We start from the raw sequence: 18,917 nt of genomic DNA on the forward strand, positions 1-18,917 counted from the left end.
TCATGGTCGAGCAAGCGCTCATCGGCCTCATCGGCGGCATGAGCTGGGAAAGCTCGGCGCAGTACTATCGGCTGATCAACGAGGGCGTTCGCGATCGCGTCGGCGGGGTGGCCTCGGCCCGCAGCCTGATGTGGTCGTTTGACTTTGCGAAGATCGAGGCCCTGCAGCACGTCGGCGACTGGGGCGCCCTGGCCGGCGAGCTGGTGGTGGCCGCCCAGGCGCTGGAGCGCGGCGGGGCCGACTTCCTGGTGCTATGCACCAACACCATGCACCGCTGCGCTTGGGCCATCGACGCGGCGGTCAAGATCCCGCTGCTGCATATCGCTGATCCAACGGCCCAGGCGATCCAGGCGGCGGGCCTGACGCGGGTTGGCCTGCTGGGCACGGCCTTCACCATGGAGCAGGACTTCTATCGCGGCCGGCTGGCCGACAGGTTCGGCTTGGAGGTGCTGATCCCCGAGGTCGAGGACCGCGCCGCAGTGCACGACATCATCTATCGCGAGCTGGTGACCGGTCAGGTGCTGGACGCCTCCCGCGAAGTCTATCGCGCGGTGATCGCACGGTTGGTGGAGCGTGGAGCGCAGGCGGTGATCCTGGGCTGCACGGAGATCATGCTGTTGGTCTCGCAGGCCGACAGCAGCGTTCCGTTGTTCGACACGACGGCGCTGCATGCGCAGGCGGCGGTGGAGATGGCGCTGGGCGGACCGAGCTAGAGGGTCCTCCCCCTGTGGGGGAGGACTTCTACCCCCGCCCGTATCTCATCCGCGCCAGGGCCCCCGCCACCTCGACCATCAGGTTCATCGGCTTGACGCCGGCCTTCCACTTCTCGAAGGCCATGACGTTGTCGATTCTCGCGTCCAGGTGCTGCAGCGCCGACTCGCGGCCCGACGCCATGTCGACCGCCAGGGTCGAGACCAGGATCCCCGACAGGATCGCGCGCTTGGAATAGTGATTCTCGTCGGTCGCCGTGTCGCCCGCCCAGCGCCACAGCACGTCGGCGCTCTCCCAGACCAGGGTCATGGCGAGGGGCATGTTGGTCGGAAAGGCCAGGAAGGCGGCCAGTTTTCGCAAGGCCCCGGCGTCGCCGACCGCAGCGTCCAGTCGCGCCACGACGCCCCGGCGGATCTTGTCGCGAATCTTCAGGGACGCCGGGTCCAGGGCGCTCAGCGACGCCAGGGCGGCCTTGTCGTGGCGGCGCGACAGCAGGGCGGCCAGGTCCTTGGGGCCTTGCGGCAAAAGGAGTTGCGCCTCGCCGGCATTGAGGCCGGCGGCCATGGCGGCGGCCTTGGCCATGCCAGCGTTCCAGCCCAGGCGCGGGGCCAGGCGCAGGGCCTCGTCCAGCACGCGTTGCTCGGTGATATCGGACCAGTCCGCGGTGTCGCTCATGAATCCGAGTCTATACGGGAGTTTAGGCCGCGTCGCGATGGACAGAGCCCCATCCCTCTGCTATCAGCCGCCCCTCGTTTCCCGGAAGCCCCCCTTCCGGGTTTATCAGGTTTTGTTCGCCCGCCCGGCCCCTGAGAGGGACTCGGGACATTGGTCGGGCCGTCGAATGGAGAGAGACCCCTGGTCCAGATTTTCGTCCGCGACAACAACGTCGATCAGGCCCTCAAGGCCCTGAAGAAGAAGATGCAACGCGAAGGCTCGTTCCGCGAAATGAAGCGGCACGTGCACTATGAGAAGCCGTCGGAAAAGCGCGCCCGTCAAAAGGCCGAAGCCGTCCGTCGCGCTCGCAAGCTGGCCCGCAAGCGCGCCCAGCGCGAAGGCTTGATCCCGATGCCGAAGAAGCCGGTCGGCGCTCGGTAGATTACGCCCTCACGGCGACGAAGCAAAAGCCCGCGTGGAGCGATCCACGCGGGCTTTTCTTTGCTTGGTCCTTCCTCTGTGGGGGAGGCGATCGCAAAGCGATCGGTGGGGGGAGTCTTAGGAGGTCGCTCCGGGTTGTGGCCGTCTGCCGACCACTCCCCCCTCCGTCGGCTGCGCCGACACCTGCCCCACGGGGGGAGGACTTAGTGTTCCCCCACGAATTCCACCGCCTTGACAATGTGCCCGGCGAAGGTCTCGCCCAGCAGCCGTGTGTGGGTCGCGGCTTCCACATGATCCACATAGCCATGCTTCGACGCCTGGGCCGGAGCGGCTTGCAGCGCTTTCCAGAACTCGCGGCCCTTCAGGGGACCGGCGGTCACCACCGCCACCGGCCACTCAGGATCATAAGACGCCACGGCCGCCGCCTGGACCGCCGCCTCGGGCCAGAGGACCACCTCCTGGGCGGCCGTGCGGTTATGCCGGCCATTGGCGAAGGCCCAGCGCTTCTCGGCCTTGGCGGTGGGTGGCAGGCCGATCTTGTCGGCTATGCCGGTATGGACCAGCGGCTTGAACAGACCCATCGAGGCGCCGCGCGCCGCCCATCGCGACGCCTCGGCGAAGGCCTTGATGAAGGTCCCCAAGGCTTTGGACTGCGACGCTTCGGCGGTGGCGGCGTCGACCAGCACCAGCCCCTTCACCTGGCTGGGATTGCGGCCGGCATATTGGCGCAGCCGCAGGCCAGCCATCGAGTGGCCCGCCAGAATGAACGGCCCCTTCTCGCCCGAGGCGGCGACCAGTTTCTCGAAGTCGGAGACGATGGCGAGGCCGTCGCGCGGCTCCGGGCCTGGGGCTGAGAACCCCATGCCGGCCCGGTCATAGGCGCACGAGCGCCAGCCGGCGGCGGTAAGCGCTTCCTGGGTCGCGCCCCAGTCGGCGGCGAAGCCGAAGGCTCCGGCCTCGAGCCAGACCACGGGGCGATCGCTGGCGGGACCTTCGCAGACCAGACGCAGCGTTCGCCCCTCGCCAATGTCGGTCATGGCCCCGCGTGGGGAGGGCTGTCCCGCCATGGCCATCACGCCGCCCACGGCGACGAACGAGACGAGAAGAAGAGCAAATCCGGCAAGGGCGCGTCCCACGTGTCTGAGCATGTGGGCAGTCTAGCCGAGCTTCGATGTCGGTCGAGTGACGCGGCTGTAATATTGAACCCTAGGGCATTTCCCAACCTGACTGCGTCAGGCCGTGAGCTCTAATCTTCTGTTTTGGCGCATTTTTCTTCACGCGAACCGGAACCACTTCGCTCGAAAAATGCCCTAGCCGTCGACGACGTTGATCCGCGTGCGCACCCGGCCGCCCTTGACGCGAATGACCTGGCCGCCAACTTCGGAAGCGCCTTCCTTCTCCGCCATCTGGGCGGCCATCTTGGCCTTCATGCCCTCAGGCCATTTGGACACCTGGGCCAGGCGCACCTTGCGACCCACCCTGGCGGCGGCCTTCAGCGGCAAATCGCCCTTCTCGGCGAAAGTCTTGCCCATGAACAGAGCCGGGTTCAGGGGCTCGCCTGCCTTGTTGCGCAGTTCGAAATGCAGGTGCGAGCCGGTGGAGCGGCCGCTGTTGCCGACATAGGCCACGGTCGCACCGCGCTTGACGAAGGTCCCGCGCCTTAGCCCCGCGTCGCGTCCCAGATGGGCGTAGAAGCTGTGAAAGCCGTCCTTGTGGACCACTTCCACGAACCGGCCGTAGGTGGACGACACGCCGCTGCGCAGGACGACGCCGTCGGTGGCGACGTGGACCGCCGCGCCAGCCGGGGCGGCAATATCGACGCCCTCGTGCAGGCGGCCGTTTTCCTCCCAAGGCATCTGGCGCAGGCCAAAGGGCGAATTGATGGTCCGGCCCGGCAGAGGGGCGTCGAACACGAAGGCTGGCGGCGGCGGAGGCGGTGGCTCAACCTTGTCGACCGGCGCGGCGACGGGGACCGCCGCGGGCGCGTCCAGCCCGCTGTTCATCGCGCCCACGGCCGAGACGGCGTTGACCATGCCCCAGACGACAATAGCGCCGCCGACCGCCGCGAACGCGGCCAGGGAATAGGGCGATGATGTTGCGGCCAGGACTCGTGACGACAATAGCAGGATCCTCACAGAGGTTCGGTCGACCTGAGGGACCGCGCCAAAGCGCGTTTCCATCCCATGGCCGACCTTTCGGGATGGTGAAGGCGATCCATATGCCGCAGCCATGCGGCTAAAAGGCGGCGACTTAACCATGCGTTAAGCATGACCATGACGAGCAGCCAGCGCCGCTCCTGAGATTACAGGAATTTTAGAATATTACTTCCAGTACACTTGTTTAATTACATGTCATGAATGAGACGTAACGAGTATTCATGAAAAGTCGAAACTATACCTTTGGACATGGGGCGCAGGGACGCGCCGGACGAATACAAACCAAAGGGACCACTCAAATGCGCAAGTTCATCACCAGCCTGACCGCCGTCGCCACCCTGTCGCTGGCCGCCGTGCCCGCCTTGGGCCTGCTGCAAGCCGCCCACGCCGCCCAGCCCACCGCCACAGTCTCCCTGGTCGGCCTGGAGCTCTCCAATCCGGCCCACGCCGCAGAATTCGCCGCCCGTCTGAACGACGCCGCCGACACGGTCTGTCGCGACATGGCCCGCTCCAACCCGAGCGGCAACTTCACGATCGCCGGCTGCAAGGTCGCTGTTCACAAGCAAGCCGACTCGCAACTCTCCAAGACCCAGCGCAAGAGCGTCGCCGTCGCCTCGCGCGCCGTTCCTGTCTCGGTCGCCGTCCGCTGAGCGGACGGATGATCGCCGAAGCAAAAGCCCCGGACGGGAACGTCCGGGGCTTTTGTTTGCAGCGGAGTACGGCCGGGCAACTCTCTCCCACGGGGTTTTGGAAAGAGGCCCAAACCCAAGCCTCACCACGCTTCTGGCGCTCAAGCTGCCCCAATCGTGCAAGAGAATTCACCATGCGCGCTCTTGGCCCGGCTTCTGCAGTGTGCAATGCAACAAGTTATTGCTGTGCAGCATTGATACATCTGTCACACGCACACAGTACGTCTAATGATTGAGCCAGACCCAGGAGTTACCCATGGCCGACGACAACAACTACTTCGTCCGACCCGTCTCCGGCGTTTGGCACGTCACCTGGAATGACGCGCCCGACCTGATCGGCTCCTATCCGTGCCAGCCTGAAGCGGTTGGCGTCGCCGAGCTGCTGGCCAAGCACATGCGCGCCCAGGGCAAGACCGCCAAGGTGCACGTCGCCGAGCCGGAAGTCCGCCGCGCGACCTGGGGCCGCAGCATCGTCAACACGGCTCAGGCCGCAGCTTAAGATTCGTCTCTCCGTGGAGGGGCTGGGACGTGCGCATACGCACGTCCCCATTTAACGACCCTAGAGCATTTCCCGACCTGACTGCGTCAGGCCGTGGGCTCTAATCTTTTGTTTTGACGCATTTTTCTTCACGCGAACCGGAACCACTTCGCTCGAAAAATGCTCTAGACACCCCGCCGCCAACCGTTCGGCGATGGCCCCGGCTTCGGCGGGCTTGAAGACGGTCTCGTCGAGACACAGTTCCAGCCACAAGCCATCCAAGAGGGCGGTCAGGGCGATGGCCAGCCAGGTGACCCGCAGGTTGGCCGGCTCGCCCGCCAGCAGCTGGGCGGCGCCGCTTCGAGGACCTTCAAATCCGGTCCCGCAGCGCGTACCAGCTCAGCCCGGCCACCGTCAGGGGCCACCGCAGCAGACGTCCGCCCGGAAACGGCGGCGTCGGCAGCTTCGCCAGCAGGTCCACGCCAGACGGATCCCCCAGCGCCGCATCCGCCAGCAGCTTACCGAACCAAGGGGCCAGCATCACCCCTTGCCCCGAATAGCCGGCGGCCACCCTCACCCCCGGCGCCAATTGGCGCACGTAAGGCGCGCGGTGGACGGTGATGCCCAGGGTCCCACCCCAGGCATAGTCCACCTTCACATCCGCCAGGTCCGGATAGACCTTCAACATGTGCCGCCGCACGAAGGCTTTCAGATCGGACGGGAAGCCGGGGCTGTAGTTTTCGCCGCCGCCGAAGATCAGCCGGCCGTCGGGGCTCTTGCGGAAATAGCTGACGACGAAGCGGCTGTCGGCGACCGCGGCGTTCGACCGGATGATCGTGTCAGCCCGCGCGCCCAACGGCTCGGTGGCCAGGATGAAGTTGTTGATCGGCATGACCCGCGCCATCGCCGCGCCGCCGGCCAAGCCGTCCAGATAGCCGTCGCCGGTCAGGATCAGTTGGTCACAAGTGACCCGGCCGGTCGGGGTCTCGACCACGATCGCCCCGCCTTCGCGCCGCCAGGCTGTGGCGCGGGTCTGCTCATGGATCACCGCGCCGGCCGACATCGCCGCCCGCGCCAGGCCCAACGCCAGGTTCAGCGGATGCAGGTGGCCGCCGCCATGGTCGACGAAGCCCCCGTGGTAGAACTCGGTCCCCAGTTCGGCCGCCAGGTCCGGCGCGTCGATCAAGGCCAGTTGGTCATAGCCATAGCGCTTGCGCAGGAAGGCGATGTGGGCGGCGTCCTGCGCCTCGCCGCCCTTGCGGTGGCGGGCGTGGATCATGCCCGGCGTGAAGTCACAGGCGATCTGGTGGGTGGCGATCAGGGCCAGCAGGTGGGCGCGGGCGTCCTGGCTCATCCGCCATAGGCCCAGGGCGTCGTCGCGGCCAACCGTCTTCTCCAGCCAGGCCTGGTCGTTGCGCTGGCCCGTATGGACCTGGCCGCCATTCCGCCCGCTGCCGCCGCTGCCGACCTGGGCGGCCTCCAGGACGGTGACCCTCACACCCCGCGTGGCCAACTCCAACGTGGCGCCAAGGCCGGTATAGCCCGCGCCGATCACGCAGACGTCAGTGCGAGTGTCGGTCGCTAGCGCCGACAACGCCGGGAAGGGGTTGGCCGTGGCGGCGTACCAACTCGCGGGGTGGCCGGTGTTCAAGACTCCCTCTCCCAGAGGGAGAGGGAGGGACCTGTTGCGTAGCAATGGGAGGGTGAGGGGTTAGGGCGCCCGACGGCGTGCCGGCGCTCCGGCCAGCGGCGTAACCTGTCATCCTCCCACACCTGCGGCGCGGGCCCCTCCTTCCCCCTCTGGGAGAAGGTCGTGACGACCGCCTCACACATTCAGCAACAGGAACTCCCGCTCCCAGGGGCTGATGGTGCGCATGAAGGTCTCGTACTCGGCCTGTTTCACCGTGGCGTAGGCGGCGCAGAAGGTGGCGCCCAGCAGTTCGATCAGCGGGGTGGCGGCCTCGAACAGGGCCACCGACTCCAGCAGGCTGCGCGGCAGCTCGATGCCGCGGATATTGGCGTCGGTGTCGACTGGGGCGCTGGGGGTCAGATTGCCGACCATGCCCAGATACCCCGCCGCCAGAACTGCGGCGATGGCCAGATAGGGGTTGGCGTCGGACGAGGGGATGCGGTTTTCCAGCCGGCGATTGGCGGGGTCGGACGGCGGCACGCGCAGGCCGCAGGTGCGGTTGTCATAGCCCCACTGGGTATTGACCGGCGCGCCGCTCTCCCGGGCGATCCGCCGATAGGAATTCACATAGGGCGCCAGTATGGCCATGATCGCCGGCAGATAGCGCTGCTGGCCGGCGATGAAGCCGTAGAACAGCGGCGTGGCCTCGCCGGACTTTGGATCCGAGAACAGGTTCTGGCCGTCGGCCCCCAGGATCGACTGGTGGATGTGCATGGCGCTGCCGGGCTCGGCAGCCATCGGTTTCGCCATGAAGGTGGCGTAGATCTCGTGCTCCAGCGCCACCTCGCGGATGGTGCGCTTGAACATGAACACCTGGTCGGCCAGTTCCAGCGGATGGCCATGGCGCAGGTTGATCTCCATCTGGGCCACGCCGCTTTCGTGGATCAGGGTGTCGATCTCCAAGCCCTGGCGCTCGGAATATTCGTACATGTCCTCGAACAGGGCGTCGAACTCGTTGACCGCCGCGATCGAATAGCCCTGGCGGCCGGTCTCGGGTCGGCCCGAGCGGCCCACGGGAGGCTTCAGCGGGTAGTCGGGGTCGGTGTTCTTCTCGACCAGGTAGAACTCGATCTCCGGCGCGACGATCGGGTCCCAGCCCTTTTCGCGATAGAGGGCCACGATCCGGCGCAACACCTGACGCGGGCTTTCCTCCACCGGCCGGCCGTCGGGGTGGAAGGCGTCGTGGATCACCTGGGCGGTCGGGTCCTGGGCCCAGGGCACCACGGCCAGGGTGGCCAGGTCCGGGGTGAGGATCACGTCGGTGTCGGCCTGGACCGAATTGACCTCGCCCTCGAACTCGGGGAAGTCGCCGGTGATGGTCTGGTAGAACACCGCCAACGGCAGGTTCATCGACGGCGTGCCCAGGAACTTGCGCACCGGCATGATCTTGCCCCGCGCCACGCCGGCCAGATCGGGCACGACGCACTCGATCTCCTCGATGTTCTGCCGGTCGAACCACGCCTTGGCGTCGTCGAGCGAGGCGACCCCGCGCGTGGTTTTCGGGGCGGGTTTGGATTTCTTGTCTTTGTACTTCACGGGGGCGCTCCTCGCGCGTGTGGAAGTCTAGCTAATCTTGAACGGGTTGATGACGCGGACGCCTTCGACCATCTGGTCGTGGGAAAGATCCTCGGTGTAGAGCTCCGAACAGCCGGCGGTGCGCGCGGCGGCGACGACGGCGCTGTCCCAGTAGGAAAAACCGTACCGTCCCTTGATCGACAGCGCGTCGGACAAGGTTTCGATGGTGTTCGATACCACCTGATGCCGCCGCCAGCCTTCGATGAACCGCACCGCCAGGTCATGCGACATCGGCTTGGGCCGCGTAGGTCTGGTGATCTGGACATAAAACTCCTGCAGCACCTGCACCGACAAGACCCCGTCCGCGCGGTCCAGAAGCGCCTCCGCGCTGCGACGCTTGCGACTTTCCGCCGGCGTGGTGCTGAGCGCGTAGATCAAGATGTTGGTGTCGAAGAAGACGGGCACCTCAACGACCGCGCTCGTGAAGCGCGTCGCGTGACAGCAGGGGTCCAGCCTCGAAATCACCCAGTTCCGCTCGTGCCTCCATCTCCAGGCGCTTGCGACGCTCGAAGTCGCTTTCGCCGGCCGCCGTCTCGGTCAGGAACTTCCGCACCAGCGCGGAGACGGACGTGTCCTGCTCCGCCGCCTTGATCCGGGCGCGGCGGTAGGTTTCGTCATCCACGGCGACTGTGATGTTTTTCATGTTCTCACAGTATCACAGCCAGGCTGCAGCCCAAAGTCGGGATAGGGTTCGCGCTCTGCTCAATGGGCCGGAGAACAATGGCTTCAGAGGGCGTTTTTTGCTATTCTTGGCCATGGCCGAGCCCGAACCGGCGATCTTCGACGACAGCGACGACGAGGCCGACCGCCTCGCCGAAACGGCGGCCGACGCGGATGCCAAATCCGGTCGCGTCGTGCCCGACGCCCGCGTGCGCGAATGGCTCAAGACGCTCGGCACGCCAGACCAGCAGCCGACGCCGATGCACCTTCGAAGTGAATTGCTCAAGGGCGGTCTCAGCGCCAACGTACCCAGTCACCCCTGAATATTTTGAAGCCTTGCGAAATCGCGTGCGCGGCGAAATGACCGCCAAGCCCATTTCCTGCCTGCACCCCGCCTTGACCGTTTCTCCACTCGATGGTCCGGCCCGGATCATGATCCCGAAGGCATGAGGAATGGTGGGGCGGCGACATGAGCGGACTGGGCATAGCGCTCTTCTTTCTAGGCTTGATCGCGCCGATCGCCATGATCATCGCCGGTTGGCTGGTCGCACGCCGTGTCCGGCGCTTCGGATGGGTCATCATCGTCGCGTCCATATTGCTGAGTCTGCCCGCTGGATTGCTGATCACCAGCCTCAGCTTCGGCGGGCCGCCGCCGCGCGATCCCGAGGGCGGAGCCGACGCCGCCGGTGCCGTCTGGGGCATGGCCATGATCCCCACCATCCTGCTCTGGGCTTTGGCTGTCACGGCGAGCGTCCTTATTCCGCCGATGTCCTGGCTAGCCCGCAAAATTTCAACGCTATGACGCGGGCTCCGCCTTCAATCCCCGCAGCACCGGCTCCGCTGCGTCCAGCGCCTTGCGCATGATCGCCACCATCGCGTCGATCTCCGCATGGGTGATGATCAGCGGCGGGCAGCAGACGATGCTGTCGCGGATGGCGCGAACCATCAGGCCGTTCTCGATGCACAGGTCGCGGACCACCGGCCCGGCCTCGCCTTCCTTGTCGAGGAAGCGATGGTTGGTCCCCTTCTCGCGGACGATCTCGACCGCCCCGATCAGGCCCAGCGAGCGGGTCTCGCCGACCAGCGGGTGGTCGTTCAGGGTGGCCAGGGCCTTGGCGAGGTAGGGCCCCGTGTCATCGCGGGTGCGCTCGACCAGGCCTTCGCGCTCGATGATCTCGATGTTCTTCAGGGCCACGGCCGCGCAGGTCGGATGGCCTGAGTATGTAAAGCCGTGGATGAAGTCGCCGCCCTTCTCGCGCATCTCCTCGACGATGAAATCGGCCACGCCTACGGCGCTGATCGGCAGGTAGCCAGACGACAGGCCCTTGGCCATGGCGATCATGTCGGGCTTGATCCCGTAATGCTGATGCCCGAACCACTGGCCCAGCCGCCCGAAGCCGCAGATCACCTCGTCGCAGACCAGCAGGATGCCGTACTTGCGACACACCGCCTCGACGGCCGGCCAATAGCCGTCGGGCGGAATGATCACCCCGCCCGCCCCCTGAACCGGCTCGCCGATGAAGGCGGCGACGTTCTCGGGGCCGACCTCGAGGATCTTGTCCTCGATGGCCCGCACCGCCCGGTCGCGGAAGGCGGCGGGGTCTTCGCCGAACCCGTCGCCAAAGCCGTAAGGCTGCATCACGTGCTCGACCCCGGCGATCGGCAGGTCGCCCTGCACGTGCATGTGCTTCATGCCGCCCAGCGAGACGCCGGCCACGGTGGAGCCGTGATAGGCGTTCCAGCGGCTGATGAAGATCTTGCGCTGCGGCTGGCCCTTCAGCTTCCAATAGTGGCGGGCCAGGCGGAAGACCGTGTCATTGGCCTCCGACCCCGACGAGTTGAAGAACACGTGGGACAGCTGGCCGCCCATCTTCTCGGCGATCTTGGCGGCCAGCCGGATCGGCGGCGGCGAGGCCGTCTTGAAGAAGGTGTTGTAGTAGGGCAGCTCCAGCATCTGGTCGTAGGCGGCCTGGGCCAGCTCCTGCCGGCCATAGCCGACATTGACGCACCACAGCCCGGCCATGCCGTCGAGGATCTGGTGGCCGTCGCCATCGTGGATATAGACCCCGTCGGCGCGCGTGATGATCCGGCTGCCGCCGAGTTCCTGCTGCAGCTTGTAATCGGTCTGGGCCGGCAGGTGGTGGGCCAGGTCCAGGCGCCTGAGCTCGGCGATGTCGTGGTTGCGGATAGGGACGGGCATGGGGGTACTCCGGTCTTGTTCTTATCTGTAAAAAATCCGCTCATCCCGGCGAATGCCGGGACCCAGATCCTATGGCGCTGGGGTTGATTGGATAGGCGCCTCGCTCAAGGAACCCACCTCGCCGCCTGCCATCTGGGTCCCGGCATTCGCCGGGATGAGCGGTGTGAAAAGGCATCAGCTGAGCAACACCGCCGGCGAGCAGGCGTGCCAGCCGAGCCACACCGCTTCGCCCAGCTTGAAGTCTTCCTGGTCCCAGCGGGTCAGGTTCTGGCGGGTGACCTTGATCCGCCGGCCGCTCTTGATCTCGACCTCGTAGACGCTCGTGCCTCCCAGATAGGCCTCGTGCTTGATCACCCCCGCCACGGCGTTCTGGCCCAACGGGCAGTCGCCCATGTTGGGCGGGGCCCCGCCATCAGGACGCTTGTGCAGCTCGATCTTCTCGGGCCGCAGGGCCGCCCAGACCGTGCCGCCGCGCGCGCCGGTGACCCCGTGGTCGAGGAAGATGTCGCAGTCCAGCTCCGGCGAGCGGACCACCGCGTGGCTGGGCTCGTCGACCGCCAGCACGCCCTCGAACAGGTTCACGCTGCCGATGAAGTCGGCCACGAACCGGCTGTTGGGGAACTCGTAGAGGTCGCTGGGACCGGCCACCTGCTGCAGCACGCCGCGGTTCATCACCGCGCAGCGGGTAGCCAGGGCCAGGGCCTCGTCCTGGTCGTGGGTGACCATGATGAAGGTGATGCCGACCTTCTCCTGCAGGGTGCACAGCTCGGTGCGCATCTGGTCGCGCAGCTTGGCGTCCAGGGCCGACAGCGGCTCGTCGAGCAGCAGCACGCGGGGGCGCTTGACCAGGGCGCGGGCCAGGGCGACGCGCTGGCGTTGGCCGCCCGACAGCTGGTCGGGCCGGCGCTGGGCCAGGCCGTGGAGTTGCACCAAGTCCAGCGCCTCCTCCACCCGCCGGTCACGCTCGGCCTTGCTGACCCGGTCGACCTTCAGGCCATAGGCGACATTGTCGGCCACGCTCATGTGCGGGAACACGGCGTAGGACTGGAACACCATGTTCACCGGCCGCTTGTTGGGCGGCACCAGGCTGACATCCTGGCCGTCGATCAGGATCCGCCCCTCGGTCGGTGTGTCGAACCCGGCCAGCATCCGCAGCAGGGTGGTCTTGCCGCAGCCCGACGGCCCCAGCAGCGAGAAGAACTCGCCCTCCTGGATGCTGAGGGAGACGTTATCGACGGCCACCATCTTGCCGAAGCGCTTGGTGACGTTCTCGAAGGTGATGATGGGTGGGTTAATCACCGGAAGGCCCTCGAGCGCGTCGCCAGAAAATTGCTCCCCCTGTGGGGGAGCTGTCGCGGAGCGACTGAGGGGTGAGTGGTTAGCGCCGCCAACTCTCCCCTCCGGCCCTTCGGGCCACCTCCCCCATAGGAGGAGGACTTGGTCCGCGCGTCCATCATGGCTTGTCCCCATGACCACCCGCCACCCCGGCCGGATCACCCTGCATCTTCAGCGCCACCGCCGTCAGCAGCACGGTCAGCACGATCAGGATGGTCGAGGCGGCGTTGACCTCGGGCGTCACCGAGAACCGCACCATCGAATAGACCTTGACCGGGAAGGTCACGGTGTCGGGCCCCGAGGTGAAGAAGGTGATGACGAAGTCGTCCAGGCTGAGCGTGAAGGCCAGCAGGGCGCCGGCCACCAGGGCGGGGGCCATGTGCGGCAGGATCACGTCCCAGATGGTGCGCCACTCGCCGGCCCCGAGATCCCGGGCCGCCTCCTCCATCTCGCGGTTGAAGCTGGCCATGCGGGCGCGGACCACCACGGCCACGAACGGGAACGAGAACGACACGTGGGCGATGGTGATGGCGCCCAGATTCAGCGGCCAGGGCAGGCCGACGGGCCAGGGCAACACCTTGGCGAAGAACACCAGCATGGCCACGCCCATGCAGATCTCGGGCACCACGATCGGCAGGGCCAGGGCTCCGTCCAGCACGGTCTTGCCGGGAAAGCGGAACCGCCACAGGGCCAGGGCGACCATGGCGCCGAGCGCCACGCTGAACACCGTGCACAGGGCCGCGATTGTCAGGGAATTGGCGAAGGCCTCAATCAGCGAGGAGTCGTGGAAGGCCTTGTCATAATATTTGAGTGTGAAACCCTTCCAGACGATGTTGCGCCGGCTGTCATTGAAGCTGAAGGCCATCAGGGCCAGCAGTGGCGCGTAGAGGAAGACGGCCACGGCGAAGAGCCAGGCCTGCATCTGCCAGCGGCGGAGATATTCCAGCGGGCCGGGCGGGGATTTGCGGAGCTTGCTCATGCGCGGTCCTCCCCCTTTGGGGGAGGCGGCCGAAGGCCGGTGGGGGGAGTTTTAGGATCGAGGATCGGGGTGGCGGCGAATGGTCGATCACTCCCCCCTCCGTCGGCTGCGCCGACACCTCCCCCATGGGAGGAGGACTTGCCGTGATGAACGCTCACGCCCTCACCCCCTTCTTCCGTCCCAGCAGCGCCTGCACCGCGATCGCCACGAAGGTCAGGTACATCAGCAGGAACGACAGGGCCGCGCCGAACGGCCAGTCGTTGGCGCGCTTGAACTGGCGCTCGATGACATTGGCGATCATCTGGCTGTCGGGGCCACCCAGCAGGTCGGGGGTCAGATAGGCCCCGAGCGCCGGGATGAAGGTGATCAGTATGCCCGAGGCGATGCCCGGCAAGGCGAGCGGCACGACCACCTTGAACAGGGTCCGCATATGGCCGGCCCCCAGGTCGAGGCTGGCCTCCAGCAGCGACTTGTCCAGCCGGTCCAGCGCCGAATACAGCGGCAGCACCATGAACGGCAGGTGGACATAAACCAGCCCGACGATCACCGCGAAATTGGTGTGCATCATCGGAATCGGCTGGAACGGCGCCAGGGGCAGGACCTTGCCGGCCAGGGTCCAAACGGCTTCGAGGCCCTTGTTGATATAGCCCTCATCGCGGAGCACGGCGATCAGGGCGTAGGTGCGGATCAGCAGGTTGGTCCAGAACGGCAGCATGATCAGCAGCAGCAGCCAGGCCTTGGCCTTCTGCGACGCGAAGGTGATGGCCAGGGCGACGGGGAAGCCGATCACCAGGCACAGTCCTGTGGTCAGAGCCGCCACCCCGGCCGATTTCAGGAAGATCTTCAGATACAGCGGTTCGATCGCCCGCGCGTAGTTCTTGAAGGTGCCGGTGATCGCGATCTGGGTCAGGCCGTCATTGTGGCCAAAGCTGTAGGCCCAGACGATGGCCAGGGGCACCAGGAAGAACAGCACCAGCCACACCAGCGGCGGGCCAAGCGCCGTGGCGAAGACGGCTTTCGCCTGTTTCCAGCTTTGCTCCATGTCCCTCTCCCAAGTCCTCCCCCTCTGGGGGAGGTGTCGGCGAAGCCAACGGAGGGGGGAGTATCAGGGCGACGACCACAGCCCGGATCGACGGCCCTAAAACTCCCCCCTCCGATCGCTACGCGATCGCCTCCCCCACAGGGGGAGGACCTAACGCCCGCTAAGCCGCCCTCACCCGGGTGATGACTTCCTCGTACAGGCTCGCCTTTTCCGCCCCCTCGAACGCCCCGTACTCGCACTTGCTCATGACGTCGGCGGGCGGGAAAATCACCGGATTGTCGCGATATTCCGGCGGCATCAGCGCCTTGGCCGCAGCGTTCGGGGTCGGATAGAGGATTGTCTTGGAAATCTCGGCCCCGGCCTGGGCGTCCAGCAGGTAGTTGATGAACCTGTGGGCGTTGTCTGGACGCGGCGCGCCCTTGGGAATGCACAGGGTGTCGGAATTGATCAGCGACCCCTCCTTGGGGATCACGAAATCCAGGTCCGGATCGTCCTTCATCACCTGGGCGATGTCGCCATTATATTCGAGCACCAGGTCCACATCGCCGGCCACCAGCATGTCCTGGCCGTTGTCGTCGTGGAAGGCCTTCACATAGGGCTTTTGGCGGATCAACATCTGCTCGATCTCGGTGACCAGCCCGGGCGGGATATTGTTAACGCTGTGGCCCTTGTACTTGGCGGCCAGGCGGATCAGGTCGGCGCTTTCCGACAGCAGGGCGATGCGGCCGTTATATTGAGCGCTGTCGAACAGGTACTTCCAGCTGTCGGGCACGCCCTTCACCTTGGACTTGCGATAGCCGATGCCCAGCACCAGCCAAGTATAGGGCATGGAGAACTTCCGGCCCGGGTCGTAGTCGGGATTGAGGAAGGCCGGGTCGATGTTCTTGAGGTTGGGGATCTTGGCGTGGTCCAGCACCTCCAGCATGCCCGCCTGGCCCATGCGGGTGACGAACTCGTTGGACGGCACGATCACGTCATAGCCCGCATTGCCCGCCTTCAGCTTGGCGAACAGCTCATCATTGGTGGCGAACAGGCTCATGTTCACGTCGACGCCCGAGGTCTTCTTGAAGTCGGCCAGGGTCGTCTCGCCGATATAGGTGTCCCAGTTGTAGAAGTTCAGCTTGGTTTCCTCGCCGCCCGGACCGGTCGGGGCCTTGGGCTTCTCGCCGCAAGCGGTGAAGGAAATGCCGATGGCCGCAGCGCCCATGGCGGTCAGCAGCGAGCGGCGGGTGCCCAAAACTCGCCCGGTATGAATGCGGTTGGTGCTCATGGCCTTGGTCTCTCCCCTTTGAAGTCGACTGGTGACGGACAATCTCGATACATCCCCCCTCCCCTTTGATGGGGGAGGGGTTGGGGGTGGGGGTGACCAGGGCGGTGGCGGCGACCTCGATCGCGCCATGTCCTGAACCGCCGCATCACCCCCATCCCTGGCCCTTCCCCCATCAAGGGGGAAGGGAGACCAGCCTTGCAACTCTCGCTCCCCACTCTCGGCGTAACCGTCAGGCGTTGCGCAGATACCAGTCATAATCCAGCTGGGTGACCACCTCGGCGAAGCGCGCCTGTTCGGTGCGCTTGACCGAGACGAACATCTCCACGAACCGCGCGCCCAGATAGTCGCGCAAGATTTCGGAGGCCTCGAACAGATTGACCGCCGCATACCAGTCGGTGGGCAGGCGGATCTTTTCCTTGGCGGCCGCCGCATAGCCGTCGCCGACCACCGCTGGGCCTGGATCGATCCGATTGGTGATCCCGTGGTGAGCGCAGGCCAGCAGAACGGCCAGCACCAGATACGGATTGCCGTCGGCCCCGGCCACGCGGTGCTCCACATGCCGGGTCGGCGGCGGGCCGGCCGGCACGCGTAGGGACACCGTGCGGTTGTTGACGCCCCAGGTCGGGGCCACCGGCGCATAGCTGTTGGCTTTGAAGCGGCGATAGGAATTGGCGTTGGGCGCCAGTATGGCCATGCAGTCGGCCATCAGTACCTTCATGCCGCCGATCGCGTGCTTGAGCAGCTCGGAGCCCTCCGGATCCTCGGCCGCGCACAGGTTGTTTCCCGCCGCGTCGTTGAAGCTCATATGAACGTGGAAGCCGTTGCCGGCCTTGTCGGCCCAGGGCTTGGCCATGAAGGTGGCCTCGCAGCCGTGCTTCAGGGCCACGCCCTTGGCGGCGCGCTTGTAGAGCAGGGCGTCGTCGCAGCAGGCCAGGGCGTCGGACTTGTGCTTGAGGGTCAGCTCGACCTGGCTGGGGGCAAACTCCGAGATCGCCCCCTCCAGCGGCACGCCCAGCACGTCGCAGGTCTCCCACAGGTCCTTCAGGAACGGGGCGATGGCCTCCAGCTCGGGCAGGCCATAAACCTCGATGCCCTGCGGCCGGCGGCCGGTCAGGGCCGACTTGGGCGGTTGCAGCTCGCCGTGCGGGCCGCGCTCCAGATCGACCAGGTAATATTCTAGCTCGCAGGCCGCGACCGGCGTCAGGCCGTCGGCGGCGAAGCGGTCCAGCACGCGTTTGAGCACATGGCGCGGGTCCAGATCGTTGGGCGTTCCATCCAGCTCGTACAGCGACAGCATCACCTGGCACATGTCCTGGCCGAGCCACGGGGCCAGGGTGAGCGTGCCGGGGACCGGCCTCGCCCGGCGGTCGGCGTCGCCGTCTTCCCAGACCAGTCCGGTCTCCTCGCAGTCAGCCCCCAGGGTGTCGACCACCAGGATCGAGCCGGGCAGGAAGCGGCCATAGTCATAGACCGCTTGCAGTTCGTGGATCCTGAGGCGTTTGCCGCGCGGCACGCCGGTCATGGAGGTGAAGAACACCTCGACATATTTGACGCCTGGGTTGGCGGCGAGGAAGTCGCGGCATTCCTGGGGATCGGCGACCGAAGGGAGCGTCACGGGCGTTGCTCCATCCCAAAACCCCAATGCGCAACGCTCATGCCTCTAACCCCTCCAGCGCCCCGGCGAACCCGTCGACCGCCGCGACCAGGCGGTCGATAGCGGCGTCTTCGGTCATCGGCGACACCAGCATCATGGTGTGGAAGGGCGCGATCAGCACCCCGCGATTGATCAGCCACAGATGAAGCGCGGACAGCAGGGCGTCGTCCAGTGTCTCGCGCATCTCGGCGGCGTTTTTCGGTGGACGCTCGGCGAGGATCAGCTCGACTCGCGCCCCAACCTGCACCACCGACCACGGCAGGGCTCGCACGGCGATCATGCCGCGCAGGTCCTCGACCAGCTTCTGGGCGCCGGTCAGCATCCGGTCATAGGCCGCGTTGGTCATCACCTCGGACAGCATGGCCCGCATGGCCGCCAAGGCCAGCGCGTTGCCCGACAACGTCGTGCCGATCCCCGACTGGCCCGGACCGATCCGCGCGGCTGCGGCGTCCATGCGGTCGGAAAGCGCGGCGGTCACGCCCCAGACCGCCGCCGGTACGCCGCCGGCGATGGCCTTGCCGACCACGAAGATATCCGGCTCCAGGCCATGGGCGCGGCTATAGCCGCCCGGGCCGGTCGAGAGGGTGTGGGTCTCGTCGAGGATCAACAAGGTCCCGGCTGCCTGGGTCAGGGCGCGCAGGGCATCGTGGAAGCCGGGGTCGGGCAGGATCATCCCGCAATTGGTCATCACCGGCTCGGCCAGAACGGCGGCCACATCGCCTGGGGCCAGGGCGGCTTGCAGCGCGGCCAGATCGTTGAACGGCGCCACGCGGGTGGTGGCGGTCAGGTCGTGCACCTGACCCACCAGGCCGGGCTTCATCACAGCCACGCCGCCGTCCAGCACCACGAAGGCGTCATCGACCATGCCGTGATAGCAGCCGTCGAACACCAGGATCACCGGCCGCTGCGTCACCGCCCGCGCCCAGCGGATGGCCGCGCGGTTGGCGTCGCTGGCCGTGGTCGCCGCCTGCCACAGCGGCAGGCCGAACCGCTCGGCCAGCAACCGGCCGACGATCACCGCCGTGGCCGTGGGCAGCATGAACCCCGCGCCGCGCAAGGCCTGATCGGCGATGGCTCGGGCCACGGCCGGTTCGCCATGGCCGAACATCGCCGGCGTGTCGGCCAGGCAGAAGTCATCATACAACTTCCCATCCACGTCGGTGATCTGGGCGCCGACGCCCTGGGCCGCGAAGATCGGGCTCGGGCTGGCCCAGTCGCCCATCCAGTGCATTGGCGTCCCGCCGCGCCAGACCTCGGCCGCCGAGCACACCATCGCCGCCGAACGCGGATGCTCGGTCGTGAAGCGCTGGGCCTCGGCCTCGATGAGGTGGGAGAGGCTGGAGGCAGTCGTCATGGCGTCGATCGAGAAAATGCAGGCACGGA

General features: G+C 66.4%; 21 protein-coding genes. 6 read left to right on the forward strand and 15 right to left on the reverse strand.

Annotation, left to right across the window (positions count from 1 at the left end; translation table 11 throughout):
* Positions 1-2 precede the first annotated feature (2 nt).
* Positions 3-713, forward strand: coding sequence for an aspartate/glutamate racemase family protein (locus tag ACP696_RS11995; RefSeq protein WP_426014706.1), 711 nt, complete (start codon positions 3-5; stop codon positions 711-713).
* Between the two features lie 28 nt (positions 714-741).
* On the opposite strand, the gene ACP696_RS12000 is transcribed toward ACP696_RS11995, so the two are convergent.
* Positions 742-1,386 (reverse strand): COQ9 family protein, encoded by a 645-nt coding sequence (locus ACP696_RS12000; RefSeq protein WP_426014704.1) that lies wholly within the window; start codon positions 1,384-1,386, stop codon positions 742-744.
* Between the two features lie 180 nt (positions 1,387-1,566).
* Here ACP696_RS12000 and rpsU point away from each other — a divergent pair, with 180 nt between their 5' ends.
* Positions 1,567-1,806, forward strand: a complete 240-nt coding sequence (gene rpsU, locus ACP696_RS12005; RefSeq protein ID WP_085953736.1) for a 30S ribosomal protein S21 — start codon at positions 1,567-1,569, stop codon at positions 1,804-1,806.
* A 203-nt stretch (positions 1,807-2,009) separates the two neighbouring features.
* Here rpsU and ACP696_RS12010 read toward each other — a convergent pair whose 3' ends face one another.
* Positions 2,010-2,954, reverse strand: coding sequence for an alpha/beta fold hydrolase (locus ACP696_RS12010; protein WP_426014702.1), 945 nt, complete (start codon positions 2,952-2,954; stop codon positions 2,010-2,012).
* 162 nt (positions 2,955-3,116) lie between these two features.
* Complete coding sequence (locus ACP696_RS12015; protein ID WP_426014700.1) at positions 3,117-3,926, reverse strand: M23 family metallopeptidase; 810 nt, start codon at positions 3,924-3,926, stop codon at positions 3,117-3,119.
* 335 nt (positions 3,927-4,261) lie between these two features.
* On the opposite strand from ACP696_RS12015, the gene ACP696_RS12020 reads away from it, so the two are divergent.
* Both ACP696_RS12020 and ACP696_RS12025 read left to right on the forward strand, forming a co-directional pair.
* Positions 4,262-4,612 carry a UrcA family protein gene (locus ACP696_RS12020; RefSeq protein ID WP_426014699.1) on the forward strand — a complete coding sequence of 117 codons (351 nt, stop codon included), beginning with the start codon at positions 4,262-4,264 and terminating at the stop codon, positions 4,610-4,612.
* 295 nt (positions 4,613-4,907) lie between these two features.
* Positions 4,908-5,150, forward strand: coding sequence for a hypothetical protein (locus tag ACP696_RS12025; RefSeq protein WP_426014697.1), 243 nt, complete (start codon positions 4,908-4,910; stop codon positions 5,148-5,150).
* 60 nt (positions 5,151-5,210) lie between these two features.
* Here ACP696_RS12025 and ACP696_RS12030 read toward each other — a convergent pair whose 3' ends face one another.
* The 5 genes from ACP696_RS12030 to ACP696_RS12050 form a co-directional block, all read right to left on the reverse strand.
* The gene (locus tag ACP696_RS12030; RefSeq protein WP_426031631.1) at positions 5,211-5,474 is read right to left on the reverse strand and encodes a TetR family transcriptional regulator C-terminal domain-containing protein; all 264 of its coding nucleotides are present in this window, start codon (positions 5,472-5,474) and stop codon (positions 5,211-5,213) included.
* 25 nt (positions 5,475-5,499) lie between these two features.
* Entirely contained in the window at positions 5,500-6,780 is a 1,281-nt protein-coding gene (locus ACP696_RS12035) for an NAD(P)/FAD-dependent oxidoreductase (RefSeq protein WP_426014696.1), read from the reverse strand.
* Positions 6,781-6,954: 174 nt separating this feature from the next.
* Positions 6,955-8,355: a glutamine synthetase family protein gene (locus ACP696_RS12040; protein ID WP_426014694.1), complete on the reverse strand. Its 1,401-nt coding sequence runs from the start codon at positions 8,353-8,355 to the stop codon at positions 6,955-6,957.
* Between the two features lie 27 nt (positions 8,356-8,382).
* Positions 8,383-8,859 carry a PIN domain-containing protein gene (locus tag ACP696_RS12045; protein ID WP_426043827.1) on the reverse strand — a complete coding sequence of 159 codons (477 nt, stop codon included), beginning with the start codon at positions 8,857-8,859 and terminating at the stop codon, positions 8,383-8,385.
* Positions 8,801-9,037 carry a hypothetical protein gene (locus ACP696_RS12050; RefSeq protein WP_426014690.1) on the reverse strand — a complete coding sequence of 79 codons (237 nt, stop codon included), beginning with the start codon at positions 9,035-9,037 and terminating at the stop codon, positions 8,801-8,803. Before ACP696_RS12050 ends, ACP696_RS12045 begins: the two co-directional genes overlap by 59 nt.
* Here ACP696_RS12050 and ACP696_RS12055 point away from each other — a divergent pair.
* Entirely contained in the window at positions 9,027-9,377 is a 351-nt protein-coding gene (locus tag ACP696_RS12055; RefSeq protein ID WP_426014689.1) for a hypothetical protein, read from the forward strand. The two genes, ACP696_RS12050 and ACP696_RS12055, sit on opposite strands and share 11 nt — an antisense overlap.
* 146 nt (positions 9,378-9,523) lie before the next feature.
* Positions 9,524-9,856, forward strand: coding sequence for a hypothetical protein (locus ACP696_RS12060; RefSeq protein ID WP_426014687.1), 333 nt, complete (start codon positions 9,524-9,526; stop codon positions 9,854-9,856).
* On the opposite strand, the gene ACP696_RS12065 is transcribed toward ACP696_RS12060, so the two are convergent.
* The 7 genes from ACP696_RS12065 to ACP696_RS12095 form a co-directional block, all read right to left on the reverse strand.
* Positions 9,851-11,254, reverse strand: a complete 1,404-nt coding sequence (locus ACP696_RS12065) for an aspartate aminotransferase family protein (RefSeq protein ID WP_426014684.1) — start codon at positions 11,252-11,254, stop codon at positions 9,851-9,853. The genes ACP696_RS12060 and ACP696_RS12065 overlap by 6 nt on opposite strands.
* 174 nt (positions 11,255-11,428) lie before the next feature.
* Entirely contained in the window at positions 11,429-12,499 is a 1,071-nt protein-coding gene (locus tag ACP696_RS12070) for an ABC transporter ATP-binding protein (protein ID WP_426014760.1), read from the reverse strand.
* Positions 12,500-12,707: 208 nt separating this feature from the next.
* Positions 12,708-13,568, reverse strand: coding sequence for an ABC transporter permease (locus tag ACP696_RS12075; protein WP_426014682.1), 861 nt, complete (start codon positions 13,566-13,568; stop codon positions 12,708-12,710).
* A 154-nt stretch (positions 13,569-13,722) separates the two neighbouring features.
* Positions 13,723-14,610, reverse strand: coding sequence for an ABC transporter permease (locus tag ACP696_RS12080; RefSeq protein WP_426014680.1), 888 nt, complete (start codon positions 14,608-14,610; stop codon positions 13,723-13,725).
* Positions 14,611-14,770: 160 nt separating this feature from the next.
* Positions 14,771-15,880: an ABC transporter substrate-binding protein gene (locus ACP696_RS12085; protein WP_426043828.1), complete on the reverse strand. Its 1,110-nt coding sequence runs from the start codon at positions 15,878-15,880 to the stop codon at positions 14,771-14,773.
* 229 nt (positions 15,881-16,109) lie between these two features.
* Positions 16,110-17,495, reverse strand: coding sequence for a glutamine synthetase family protein (locus ACP696_RS12090; RefSeq protein ID WP_426014676.1), 1,386 nt, complete (start codon positions 17,493-17,495; stop codon positions 16,110-16,112).
* 37 nt (positions 17,496-17,532) lie between these two features.
* A complete protein-coding gene (locus tag ACP696_RS12095) occupies positions 17,533-18,888 on the reverse strand; it encodes an aspartate aminotransferase family protein (RefSeq protein WP_426043829.1) in 1,356 nt (451 codons plus the stop codon).
* Between the last annotated feature and the right edge of the window lie 29 nt (positions 18,889-18,917).

Origin of the sequence: Caulobacter sp. DWR3-1-2 (genome assembly GCF_049896225.1) — a bacterium.
Lineage (GTDB): Bacteria > Pseudomonadota > Alphaproteobacteria > Caulobacterales > Caulobacteraceae > Caulobacter.

Coding starts and splice junctions, on each gene's coding strand:
- ACP696_RS11995 (WP_426014706.1), top strand. CDS start 3: ATGGTCGAGCAAGCGCTCATCGGCCTCATCGGCGGCATGAGCTGGGAA.
- ACP696_RS12000 (WP_426014704.1), bottom strand. CDS start 1,386: ATGAGCGACACCGCGGACTGGTCCGATATCACCGAGCAACGCGTGCTG.
- ACP696_RS12010 (WP_426014702.1), bottom strand. CDS start 2,954: ATGCTCAGACACGTGGGACGCGCCCTTGCCGGATTTGCTCTTCTTCTC.
- ACP696_RS12020 (WP_426014699.1), top strand. CDS start 4,262: ATGCGCAAGTTCATCACCAGCCTGACCGCCGTCGCCACCCTGTCGCTG.
- ACP696_RS12025 (WP_426014697.1), top strand. CDS start 4,908: ATGGCCGACGACAACAACTACTTCGTCCGACCCGTCTCCGGCGTTTGG.
- ACP696_RS12055 (WP_426014689.1), top strand. CDS start 9,027: ATGTTTTTCATGTTCTCACAGTATCACAGCCAGGCTGCAGCCCAAAGT.
- ACP696_RS12050 (WP_426014690.1), bottom strand. CDS start 9,037: ATGAAAAACATCACAGTCGCCGTGGATGACGAAACCTACCGCCGCGCC.
- ACP696_RS12060 (WP_426014687.1), top strand. CDS start 9,524: ATGAGCGGACTGGGCATAGCGCTCTTCTTTCTAGGCTTGATCGCGCCG.
- ACP696_RS12065 (WP_426014684.1), bottom strand. CDS start 11,254: ATGCCCGTCCCTATCCGCAACCACGACATCGCCGAGCTCAGGCGCCTG.
- ACP696_RS12070 (WP_426014760.1), bottom strand. CDS start 12,499: ATGGTGGCCGTCGATAACGTCTCCCTCAGCATCCAGGAGGGCGAGTTC.
- ACP696_RS12075 (WP_426014682.1), bottom strand. CDS start 13,568: ATGAGCAAGCTCCGCAAATCCCCGCCCGGCCCGCTGGAATATCTCCGC.
- ACP696_RS12080 (WP_426014680.1), bottom strand. CDS start 14,610: ATGGAGCAAAGCTGGAAACAGGCGAAAGCCGTCTTCGCCACGGCGCTT.
- ACP696_RS12085 (WP_426043828.1), bottom strand. CDS start 15,880: ATGAGCACCAACCGCATTCATACCGGGCGAGTTTTGGGCACCCGCCGC.
- ACP696_RS12095 (WP_426043829.1), bottom strand. CDS start 18,888: ATGACGACTGCCTCCAGCCTCTCCCACCTCATCGAGGCCGAGGCCCAG.